Origin of the sequence: Aphanizomenon flos-aquae FACHB-1287, assembly GCF_014698755.1 — a bacterium.
GTDB classification, from domain to species: domain Bacteria; phylum Cyanobacteriota; class Cyanobacteriia; order Cyanobacteriales; family Nostocaceae; genus Dolichospermum; species Dolichospermum flosaquae.
In genome coordinates this window covers 1-11,050 of sequence record NZ_JACJTO010000068.1, presented here as the reverse complement: position 1 = coordinate 11,050, position 11,050 = coordinate 1, and the positions used below count along the sequence as shown (strand labels likewise).

9 protein-coding genes and 2 pseudogenes are annotated in these 11,050 nt (G+C 38.6%); 9 read left to right on the top strand and 2 right to left on the bottom strand.

The annotated features are described in order from the left end of the window. Positions 1 to 160: 160 nt before the first annotated feature. Positions 161 to 1,156: pseudogene (locus tag H6G44_RS19450) on the bottom strand (DGQHR domain-containing protein); the annotation flags it as partial. A gap of 181 nt (positions 1,157 to 1,337) precedes the next feature. Between H6G44_RS19450 and dndC the strand changes: the two are divergent. The 9 genes and pseudogenes from dndC to H6G44_RS19405 all read left to right on the top strand — a co-directional run bounded on the left by dndC (position 1,338) and on the right by H6G44_RS19405 (position 9,558). Then, positions 1,338 to 2,922 (top strand): annotated as a pseudogene (dndC, locus tag H6G44_RS19445) (DNA phosphorothioation system sulfurtransferase DndC). Positions 2,923 to 3,129: 207 nt separating this feature from the next. Further along, positions 3,130 to 5,118, top strand: a complete 1,989-nt coding sequence (gene dndD, locus H6G44_RS19440) for a DNA sulfur modification protein DndD (RefSeq protein WP_190388202.1) — start codon at positions 3,130 to 3,132, stop codon at positions 5,116 to 5,118. 62 nt (positions 5,119 to 5,180) lie between these two features. Beyond that, positions 5,181 to 5,555, top strand: coding sequence for a four helix bundle protein (locus tag H6G44_RS19435; RefSeq protein WP_190388201.1), 375 nt, complete (start codon positions 5,181 to 5,183; stop codon positions 5,553 to 5,555). A 151-nt stretch (positions 5,556 to 5,706) separates the two neighbouring features. Then, positions 5,707 to 6,102 (top strand): DNA sulfur modification protein DndE, encoded by a 396-nt coding sequence (gene dndE, locus H6G44_RS19430; RefSeq protein WP_190388200.1) that lies wholly within the window; start codon positions 5,707 to 5,709, stop codon positions 6,100 to 6,102. Between the two features lie 37 nt (positions 6,103 to 6,139). Further along, positions 6,140 to 7,648, top strand: coding sequence for an AmpG family muropeptide MFS transporter (locus H6G44_RS19425; RefSeq protein WP_190388199.1), 1,509 nt, complete (start codon positions 6,140 to 6,142; stop codon positions 7,646 to 7,648). Continuing rightward, positions 7,633 to 8,034, top strand: a complete 402-nt coding sequence (locus H6G44_RS19420) for an ABC transporter permease (RefSeq protein WP_190388198.1) — start codon at positions 7,633 to 7,635, stop codon at positions 8,032 to 8,034. The genes H6G44_RS19425 and H6G44_RS19420 overlap by 16 nt, the downstream gene beginning before the upstream one ends. Before the next feature lie 72 nt (positions 8,035 to 8,106). After that, positions 8,107 to 8,244, top strand: a complete 138-nt coding sequence (locus H6G44_RS19415; RefSeq protein ID WP_190388197.1) for a hypothetical protein — start codon at positions 8,107 to 8,109, stop codon at positions 8,242 to 8,244. 18 nt (positions 8,245 to 8,262) lie between these two features. Beyond that, positions 8,263 to 8,781 (top strand): GNAT family N-acetyltransferase, encoded by a 519-nt coding sequence (locus H6G44_RS19410; RefSeq protein WP_311138913.1) that lies wholly within the window; start codon positions 8,263 to 8,265, stop codon positions 8,779 to 8,781. Positions 8,782 to 8,799: 18 nt separating this feature from the next. Beyond that, positions 8,800 to 9,558: a HEAT repeat domain-containing protein gene (locus H6G44_RS19405; RefSeq protein ID WP_190388196.1), complete on the top strand. Its 759-nt coding sequence runs from the start codon at positions 8,800 to 8,802 to the stop codon at positions 9,556 to 9,558. 36 nt (positions 9,559 to 9,594) lie between these two features. Here the strand turns inward: H6G44_RS19405 and H6G44_RS19400 are convergent. After that, the coding region (locus H6G44_RS19400) for a glycoside hydrolase family 10 protein (protein WP_190595389.1) at positions 9,595 to 11,050 on the bottom strand (1,456 nt) is incomplete at its 5' end.

The following is an 11,050-nucleotide window of genomic DNA, read 5'->3' as shown; positions in this document are numbered from 1 at the left end:
AAGATGTTAGATAAATTCCGCTATCTTCAAGCTTGTATGTGTCAACAAATCAGTTATGTTCATTGGATGGAAGATATTATGAAATGTTGACATTTTTACCCTTGATAATACTACTATACTTAAATATGTAAAGTTTTGTAACGACATTCAACATTTCTGCTTGTAGGGCTTGTAAAGTGGTTAAAACTGTAGAATTAGCGGCTACTGTGGCACTATTCCAATTAACACGGGAATTGCGATTTGGTTTTTGTTCTAAAAGTGGATGTGTAACCGCAATTTTTCGCGCTACAATAGCAAAACCATCATCTTCATTTAATTGTGCTAACTGACCTTTACTTAAAGGTGCAGCCATCAAATTTACATGAACAAAAATTGATCTGATTCGTCGTTTTGCTTCCGTATGAGTTTCTCCAGCATTAACTGCACAAATAAATTCAATACCAATTTTCTCTTTAGATAAAGTTTGTAAATAAGCAGGTTCTACTTGATATTTATCAATCAAATCAGATAAAGTGATAAAACTTTCATCAGCAGTTTTATCCTTTTTATAACGTTGGAGTTTCCCAGATTTAATTAATTCCATTAAGCCCTGTACACCCATTAATCTATGTTGACCATCTAAAGCATAAATTGTCACATTTTCTTCAGAAATATTCAGTAAACCGACCTTACCATCTTTATCTAAAGGTATAAAATCAGTAGTCGCTTTTTTAGCCCGTCCTTGACTATCCCACTCCGCTGCTTTGGGGTTATCTACCCAAGGTTGATTAATTACCACCAAAACAGCCGGAAATTTATGGTTTTTTCTTGCTGCTAAATACTGTACTAACGGTGCTTGACGCGACCAATCAACAGGACGTTGTTGAATTTCATCAATGCTATCAGCATCAATTTCAATATTTTCCGTATCCGGGTTGTACTTTTTTTGCAGGAGGGGTAAACCTGACGCAAAATGTACCCGTCCTGCGAACCATTCTAAGGTGACAGAACCTACATAAGCCTCTGTACCACCCATTTCGGTTTTTTGGACAAGAATTTGGTCTTTTTTCTCTAAAAACCGGTCTAGCAGTAAAGCTAATACCTGTTTATCGTTATTTTCCCGTTCTAGATACTCATTAGCGAGTTGATTATTTAGTTTGTTTGTATTATCATTCATGTTAATTTTTAAAAAATTCTTGACTAATTGTTGCTTTATTATCCAAAAAAAATGGATACTAATGATGTAATTTTTAAAAATATGTTGTACTCATAGCTAAGTTAATTTATATACTAAATTATTCCATCCTCTCCTAGGGAAGTATTGATTTTAGGTTCATGTATCTACAAATGGGGGAAAAATGACTTATTCAGAACAGCCAGAAACTAAAAATCAGCAAAATCGTACTGTACCAGAGTTAGTGGAGTATATCCAAGCTTTGACCACAGAAATTCAAGAATTGTATTGTTTAGATGAGATACCTTGGGTCGTAGGCTATTCAGGGGGGAAAGACAGCACTGCTACTTTACAACTTATTTGGAATGCAATTTCTGAACTTCCACCGGAAAGTAGAAAATCCCTATGTTTCTGCTTGGGTAAAAAACTCATTAAAACAAATAGAAGTTGCTGCTAAAGAGCAGAAAATGCCAATGCAACCTCATTTATTGCAACCAGAAACTAAACAAACATATTGGGCAGGTTTAATTGGTAAAGGCTACCCAGCACCGCGTAATAAATTTCGCTGGTGTACTGGACGATTAAAAATTGAACCTTCTAATCTTTTTATTCGTGACGTTGTGAGAGCTAATGGTGAAACAATTGTTATTTTAGGAACTCGAAAAACTGAAAGCATAACTCGCGGTTTGATAATGATAAAACGTGAAGTAGGTCGAGTTAGAGAACGCCTTTGTCCTCATCCTAATTTAATAAATTCTCTACTTTACACACCTATTGAAGATTGGCGAACTGATGAAGTTTGGCTATATTTAATGCAGTTTTCAAACCCTTGGGGACATAGCAATAAAGATTTATTTTCTATGTATAGAGGTGCAACAGCAGATAATGAATGTCCTTTAGTTGTTGACACTTCTACTCCTAGTTGTGGTAGTTCTCGCTTTGGTTGCTGGGTTTGTACATTGGTTAATGGTGATAAATCTATGCAAGCAATGATTCAAAATGATGAAGAAAAAGAATGGTTACAACCATTAGTTGATTTTCGTGCTGAATTAGATGTTGACCGTGACCGAGAAAAAAGAGATTTTCGCCGTTTACGGGGAGAAGTTCAATTATTTGAACGTAATGTAGACGGGGGAATATCTATTGAACCTATACCCGGACCATATACAAAATATTGGCGAGAATATTGGTTAAGAAAATTATTAACAGCGCAAAAAGAAATGCGTGAAAATGCGCCAGAAAATATGCGCGACCTTACCCTTATTTCTCAAGCAGAATTGAGTGAAATTCGCCGAATCTGGTTAGAAGAAAAACACGAATTTGATGATAGTTTACCCCGAATATATGAAGAAGTGACAGGAGAAGTATTTAAAGATCCCCGTCCTGGTGCAGATCAAAGTATTCTTGGTACTGACGAATGGGGAGTATTAGAAGAAATATGTGACGGTGACGGAATGCACTTAGAATTAATGGCTAGACTATTAGATACAGAAAGACAATTTAAGAAAAAAACCCGCCGGGTCGGTATCTACGAAACCCTAGAAAAATGCTTTGATACAAGTTCCCGTTCTCCAGAAGTAGCCATTAGAAATGCCCATTTAAAAAGAGATTTACGACAAGCAGCCTTAGAAGGTGATGTTGCTACAATTCGGGAAAAAGTTAAACAATTAACATTAGGAGATACCCCCGAAAAACAACAGACTAAACCACAAACTTGGGCTAACTTCAAATATGCACAAAAGAACCCAAATGATAACCCAGACCAATAGAATATCCTCCCCACCCTCGTTCCTAGCCTCTGGCTTGGGAATGCCAATCTTGAAGTTCTACCTCAACTCATTATAACCGAGGCAGAGCCTCTTGACAGCATTCCCTGTCAGAGACAGGGAACGAGATAATATCTCCTTTCTCTCTTCCTCTGCGTCCTCTGCGCCTCTGTGGTTCGTTAAAAAAACACAAAAAAATCACAAAAAACCATGATCTTCCTAGAATTAGTTCTGCAAAACTTCGGTCCTTATGCCGGTAAACAAATTATCAACCTCAACCCCCAAATTGATGAAGATAACACCCGTCCAATTATCCTCTTAGGAGGAATGAATGGTGGTGGAAAAACCACCTTAATAGATGCCATTCGTCTCGCATTATATGGACAACGCGCCCAATGTTCAACTAGAGGAAATTTGAGTTATAGTGATTTTTTAACCCAATGTGTCAATAGTAAAGCTAACCCCACAGAAAAAACCAGAATTGAATTGGTTTTTGAACATATCGAAGAAGATAAACTTATCAAATATCGGGTTGTGCGGACTTGGGAAAAAAATCCGAAAGACGGTAAAGACCATTTAGGTATTTTAGGAGATGATGAAACTTGGCCAATTGATTCCTTGGTTAATATTTGGGATGAATATATAGAAAATATCTTACCTTTAGGTATTTCTAATTTATTTCTATTTGACGGTGAACAAGTTAAAGAACTTGCAGAGCAGGAAATACCCCCGCCCATAGTTGTTGACGCAATTAACGGACTTTTGGGTTTAGAATTAGCCGATAAATTAGCAATTGATTTAGAGATTTTAGTAAATCGCAAAAAACGAGAATTTGCAGATACAAAAGATTTAGCAAAATTAGAAGAAATTGAAACCAGACTCCAGGAAAAACAGGAAGAATACAAAAAGAATAATCTAAAATTAATAAATCTGAATATTGAAGTTACAGAATTAGAAAAAATCCATGAAGAAGCTTTAGATAGATTTGTTAATGAAGGTGGTAAAATTGCCGCTGAACGTAGTCAATTAGAACAACAAAGAGAAGAGAAAATTAAAGTTGCTAATAACCTCCGTGAATCATTACGTGAAATAGGTGCTGATGTTTTACCTTTAGCCTTAATTAGTCCTTTATTATCTCAAGTTCAAAGACAGGGAGAAAAAGAACTGAAAACTCAACAAATTCAATTAGCTAAAGATGTCTTAATTGCCAGAGATGAAAGATTACTGAATTGGCTAAAACAATTAAATCTAGAAACCAATAAACTTACTAATATTCAGTCTTTTTTAGCAGAAGATATTAATAACTTATATAGCAATAACTTATCCACAGAAAATACCTGGTTAAATGCAGATGAAGAAAGCTTAAGTTTAGTTGATAATATAACCTATCGGTTGAAGATTTCCCAAAATACAGCCCAAAAGCAATTAGATGAATTAACTAATAATGAAGAAGACATTCTCACCTTAGACAGACAAGTACAAACTGCGGCCGCACCCGAAGAATATACAAAACTACAAAAAGCAGTCAAACAGACACAAACTGAATTTAATAAAATGAAATCCCAGTCAGAAATAATGAATCAAAAACTGATAGAATTAGATGCGGAAACCAAAAAACTCAAACAAGAATTAAATGAATATACAGTAGAAAATCTCAAATATCAAAATAGTGAACATATTATTAATTCTGCCGGAAAAGTGCAACAAACATTAAAAATATTTCGAGAAAGATTAACCCTGAAAAAATTGAACAAATTGGAAGAAGAAGTAAAAAACTGTTTTTTATATTTATTACATAAATCAAACCTGGTACATCGCATAGCCATAGACAGTAAAACCTTCGGTTTATCATTATATGATTTAAATGGAAAACCGGTTCCCAAACATCGGCTTTCAGCAGGAGAAAAACAACTATTAGCGATCGCATTTTTATGGGGATTAGCCAAAGTATCAGGAAGACGTTTACCCATAGCCATAGACACCCCATTAGGAAGACTAGATTCCTCCCACCGTAACAACCTAGTAGAAAGATACTTTCCCTCAGCCAGCCATCAAGTAATTCTCCTTTCCACCGACACCGAAATCGCTAAAAAAGAATATCAAACCCTCCAAGAAACCGAAGCCATAGCCCGTGAATACCTCCTCCAATATAACTCCAACAAACGAGAAACCACAATCAAACCCGGTTATTTTTGGTAATGGGTAATGGGTAATGGGTAATTCGTAATTCGTAATTCGTAATGGGTAATGGGTAATGGGTAATGGGAAGACCAGATTTTGAAGAGTTACAAGTTTATAAGTTATCGGAAAAATTAGCAAATGAAATTTGGAAAGTGGTTATGGGATGGGATAATTTCAGTAAAGATACAATTGGTAAGCAGATTGTGCGTTCAGCAGATAGCATTGGAACAAATATAGCAGAGGGTAGAGGACGTTATAACTTTCAAGACAATAAACGCTTTATTAAAATTGCTAGAGGTTCTCTAAATGAAACAATTCATTGGATGCGACTTGCTTATGTTCGTAAATTATTAACAGTTGAACAAGTAAATATTCTCAAACCGTTAATAGAGGAACTTTCACCCAAGTTAAATGCTTACTTAAACTCATTGGGAACTGGAAATAGTAACAAATAGGTTTTCCTCACCAATCACCAATCACCAATTACCAATTACCAATCACCAATCACCAATTACCAATCACCAATTACCAATCACCAATCACCAATCACCAATTACCAATCACCAATCACCAATTACCAATCACCAATCACCAATCACCAAAATCATGGAATCACCAATAGAAAGAATCAAACTTTCCCAAACAGCCAAAGAACAACTACTCAAACTCAAACGCAGCACCAAAATTGAACAATGGAACATATTATGTCGGTGGGCTTTTTGTCGTTCCCTCGCAGAACCCACAGCACCTTCACCCATACCTATTCCCCAAGATAGTAACGTCGAAATGACATGGCGGGTTTTTGGTGGAGAAATAGCAGATATTTTATTGTTAGCCCTGAAACAACGCTGCTATAATGATGGTTTAAATACAGACAGAGAAACCCTGATTACCCAATTTCGTTTACACTTACATAGAGGTATTGGTTACTTAGCAGGAGATCAAAATATTAAGAAAATTGAAGATCTAATTGAACTATCCACAAAGAAAGTAAGATCCTAATTTTACTTTCTTTAGCCAGCATAGCAAGATCATCTCTATGAAAGAAATTCAAGCATTGCGACAGGCCTTCCAAAGCCAGAAAATGGGTGCTCTACTATTATTAGGCTTTGCATCAGGTCTACCCCTATTTCTTACTAGTAGAACCCTACAACTATGGATGCAAGATGCTAAAGTTGATATTGCCAGTATCACCTTATTTGGGTTATTAAGTTTACCTTATTCCTTAAAATTCCTGTGGTCGCCACTATTAGATAGATTTACACCACCATTCTTAGATGGAAGAAGAGGATGGTTAATTATCACCCAAATTGGGTTAGTATTAGCGATCGCTGCCCTTGCGATTCAACAACCAGCCCAAAACAACCAGATATTACAAATTCTGGCCATTAATTGCCTAATTATTACCTTCCTCAGTGCCACTCAGGACATCGCTGGGGATGCCTACCGTACGGACATTTTAAACCCCCTAGAGGCTCAACCAGGTGCATCTGTGTGGGTATTAGGCTACCGAATCGCCCTATTTATCACCAGTTCCCTGTCCTTAGTTTTAGCAGATTATCTCCCTTGGAATCTAGTATATTTACTTATGGCAGTGATTATGTCAGGCAGTATATTTACTACCTTGTGGTCACCGGCAGAATACAAACTGCAAGACAAAACACAACTAGCGCCCATTTCCTGGGAAGATGTAATTTTTATAGTCTTGATCACTTTACTAGTAGCAGGGTTAATTACTGGGGTTTTTGTGGGCTTCATTCCCCTGCGTGTATTTTATTTATTATTAGCAGGATTATTAGTTGCTTGGATCACAGCATCATTATTATTACCAGACTCTCTCCTGGGTGAAGTTCAAGAAAATAGCCCCCCTCAAAACTTACAAACAGCTATTTTTCTGCCTTTTAAAGAATTTTTCCACCGCTTTGGCCTCAAACAAGCAAGTTTAACACTAGGTTTTATCCTTCTCTATAAACTAGGTGATTCTTTAGTTGGGATTACAGCCAATTTATTTCTGAGAGAAATAGACTTTACCAAAACCGAGATAGGTGCAATCCAAGCGGGAATGGGATTTCTTGCCACCACCGTGGGCGTATTAGCCGGCGGTGTGATCATGACCAAAATTAACTTAAATCGCAGTTTATGGATATTTGGGGGGCTGCAATTATTGAGTAACTTAGGTTATTATGCCCTAGCGATAGCTCACAAAAAAGATTATTCTCTGTTAGTAATAGCAGTGAACATCGAAAACTTCTCCGCTGGACTAGTGACAGTTGCAACAGTCGCCTTTGTGATGAGTCTCTGTAATCACCGATTCACCACCACTCAATTCGCTTTATTTTCTAGTTTGATGGCCATTAGTCGAGACGTACTTTCCGCCCCCGCAGGTAGTTGGGCTACAGCCACAGGTTGGCCGACATTTTTCTTGCTCTCTCTTGTAGCAGCGTTACCTGGTTTGTTACTATTACCTATTGTTGCCCCTTGGAATCCCAAAGCATTGGCAGCAAATAGACCAGGACTAGAAGCAGAAGATATATGGGAACACAAGTAGTTATTCTTGTCGGTACGTTCGTTCTAATAGTTACAGGACTATTACTGGGCTATGTCCTCTCACAGTTAGTTCTCCAAAATCTGGCCGTTAATCTTCTCACACTCCTGGGAACTATCAGCCTGATCCTAATTTTTGGTACACTTTATTACGTCCTATTTTGGCAACTGCGACGCGAACCCCTGCAAACAATCAATCCTAGCATCCCCAACCCACCAGATGAAGCAGTGACTGGCAACTACCTCAAAAATCGCCTTATCGCTAGATTATCAGGAGATGTGGCGGCGGCTGAAAGGTTAATTGAGCAAGCTAAACAAAACGCTCCGGGAATGCCTGAAAATTGGTACTGTGAAAAAGTTCTCAATGAGTTAGACCAAGATCAGCAATAGTAGTTGTTTGCTAAACCTGAATAATTGCTAGGATGAGTTCAATACTATTGCTATTTGTTTGGAATCAACAACATGACTATTTTTCGTCAGTATATAGCCCCTTTGATTGCCGTTTTGATATTTGCCATAGCTTTGGCAGCAGTCAGCGCTCGCATCTTTTTACCCTCTGATATGGCAGCCCCCGCTCCCATCGGCATGATAATTAGGTAATTGGGGAATAAGTCTATTGTGAATTTCATTCCCGGCTATTCCCTTCGTCAAGGTTCTACTCTGGATCAAGCCCTCTTGGTCAAGTTTATGCGATTGACTTATCAAGAACAATTCCCTGATCAGGACTTTTCTCACTTAGCCCGTACAGTTGAACAATACCTCTCCCGTGATACCCCTTTATGGTGGGTATCTGAACAGTTAGGTGAGCAAAGTCCAGAGAACAGGGAAGTTTCCCCCATAGCTTGTCTTTGGCTGGGAAATGCTATAGATCAGGTAAGCGGCGATCGCCATCCGCATATTTTTCTCCTCTACGTTATCCCAGAACATAGACACAGAGGTATTGGCAAAGCATTAATGGCTTATATAGAAGATTGGGCTAGACAAAAAGGATATCACCAAATCGGACTACAAGTATTTCAAGCCAATACACCCGCATTAACTCTTTATCATCAATTTGGTTATCAAGAACAATCCCTCTGGATGCTAAAATCACTGGAGTTAGGGAAAAGGGAACAAGAAACAAGGAATAGGGAATAGGGTGACAGTGGAATAATTATGTACGACGAATACGAACTCAGCCTACTTGATGCGGAAGAGGAGCTTATTACCCCTCTAGACCAACTAGAACCACTTACTGATGAATCAGAAGTGGAAAAACCTGATGCAGAATTAATGCTGGTACTCCTAGAAAATCCCCACCCCCAGGAACGGATGTTAGCAGCGCGTGCTTTTTGTGATCTTCAAGATCAACGGGCTACACCCCATCTCATCCATCTATTAACAGATAACTGTCCCCTAGTACGAGTTAGCGCCGCCTATGGTATTGGTCGCAACCCTGCTAAAGAAGCCGTAGAACCATTAATTATACAACTCAACCGCGACTGGAATGGTTATGTTCGCAAGGGTATAGTCTGGGCTTTAGGAAATTGCCGCGATCATCGTTCTTTAGCACCCCTCATAGATGCCCTAAAAACCGATATTCCCGCCGTTCGTCTCTGGGCAGCCAGCGCCCTAGCACAGATGACAGAAGTAGGATATGAAGCCATTGTCGGTGCAATTCCTGCCCTGATTGAAGCTTTGGTTAAAGACCCCATAGCCGCTGTGCGTAGTAACTCCGCTTGGACAATTGGCCAACTTTGTAAAGAACTACCATCTAATGTTGTTTATGCTACAGCCATAGACGCATTAATTCAAGCCTTTGCCGAAGACGAAGATTTAGGAGTGAGAGAAGATACCAAAGCTGCACTACTGGGAGTAGGAGATCCTCGCGGTTTACAATTAGTGGAAACCCTCGAACAGGAAGGATGGTTTTAAAAGTCAGGCAATAGGCAAGAGTAAGAGGGTTTTCAGCTACTTAATAGTAGTATCATTGATTCGACGCATATTTAACCTTCTTTCACCGAAACGGAGGAGTCTTTCAATAGCTAAAAGACGGTTTCCCCAGACTATAACTTGATAGGAATCCCCTTGATTTTCTGCTTGTAACGATGTGGGAAATTGAGATTGGAGGAGATTGAGAGCTTTTCTAGCCGTAATTAAATTAATAGCAGAAGGTACAGAGGCCAGTTGATTTAGCGCGTCCTGCAATTCCTTATCCATCTGTTTAAACTCAGTAGTAGAGATTGCAGACTTATCTAACTGACCATTTTTTTGTACTACCCGCCATTCCCTTTGCAAAGCTGCATAACGAAACGCCGCAGTGCGAAAAGGTTGCCGTTGGGGTATAGGTTCATTTTTAATCCCTTGGGTACTATTAAGTATTTGTTCTAGTTCATCATTAAAATTTGCCACTGCAAACAACGCATAACCATTAACGGGTAAATCTCGCACCAATTGTAATTGATCAAATGCACCTATATTTGGCAATGACAAAAGACGGATTCCGGGAACTAACAAAGTAGAGCCTAATTTTGTAGAAGTAATCCAGGGTTGGGCTAATCCCTGAAATCGGGGTGTATCTAAAGCATAGGTCATTGGTACAATTAAATCTATATCTCCTCGTCTTGCCCATACTTCCCAATGTTGTTGAATTTTTTCGATACGTTCATATTCTGGAAGGGGAAAAACAGCCACTGAGAGAATCAGAGTTTTCCGCTTTTGTCGCAACGTCTGCGCTAATTCCGCTACAAAGTTATCCACCTGTTGGGTACGGAATACTGTCCACTGTTGCCATAAATCCTGTTGACTGGGGGAAATAGTCAAAGGATCTATACCAGTTTGCTGTTGAAATTGCTCCCTAGCGGCTTTACCATAGCCATAGGTGCGACCAGCCAAGGGGTCTTGAAAAGGATAACGAATATAATCTAAGTGAATACCGTCTACCTGATAGCGAGTCACAATTTCTGTATATAATTTCAGTAAATACTCGCGGACTTGGGGATTAGCTGGATCTAAAAAAGGCTTGGTTTGACCAATGGGAATTATATTACCTTTATTATCATAATTAGCCCAATCGGGATGTGCTGTTAGTACAGGTCCCAAATAGTTAGGACTAACATTAATAATTTGATTATGAGCGCTATTGCCGGCGGCGAATACCCACACCCAAGCGTGTAATTCCATCCCCCGTGCATGAGCTAGTTTAACAGCAGATTCTAGGGGGTCCCAGTCATGAATGAGGGGGTTTTGTTGGGGTGCTACCTGACTGGGATAAATGGGATAACTGGCATTGATAGTTTCTAAAAAAATTGTATTACAGCAGTTTGAGATCAAAAGCGGTACAAAGATGGTAAACTTTAAAGATGGAAAAAAAAGAAAATAATTGAGATATATATGGCAGCAGCATATTCGACTGATATAAGACAAA

Bases quoted from the DNA above. Each gene is read 5' to 3' on its own strand.
- dndD (WP_190388202.1), top strand. From the start codon at position 3,130: ATGATCTTCCTAGAATTAGTTCTGCAAAACTTCGGTCCTTATGCCGGT.
- H6G44_RS19435 (WP_190388201.1), top strand. From the start codon at position 5,181: ATGGGAAGACCAGATTTTGAAGAGTTACAAGTTTATAAGTTATCGGAA.
- dndE (WP_190388200.1), top strand. From the start codon at position 5,707: ATGGAATCACCAATAGAAAGAATCAAACTTTCCCAAACAGCCAAAGAA.
- H6G44_RS19425 (WP_190388199.1), top strand. From the start codon at position 6,140: ATGAAAGAAATTCAAGCATTGCGACAGGCCTTCCAAAGCCAGAAAATG.
- H6G44_RS19420 (WP_190388198.1), top strand. From the start codon at position 7,633: ATGGGAACACAAGTAGTTATTCTTGTCGGTACGTTCGTTCTAATAGTT.
- H6G44_RS19415 (WP_190388197.1), top strand. From the start codon at position 8,107: ATGACTATTTTTCGTCAGTATATAGCCCCTTTGATTGCCGTTTTGATA.
- H6G44_RS19405 (WP_190388196.1), top strand. From the start codon at position 8,800: ATGTACGACGAATACGAACTCAGCCTACTTGATGCGGAAGAGGAGCTT.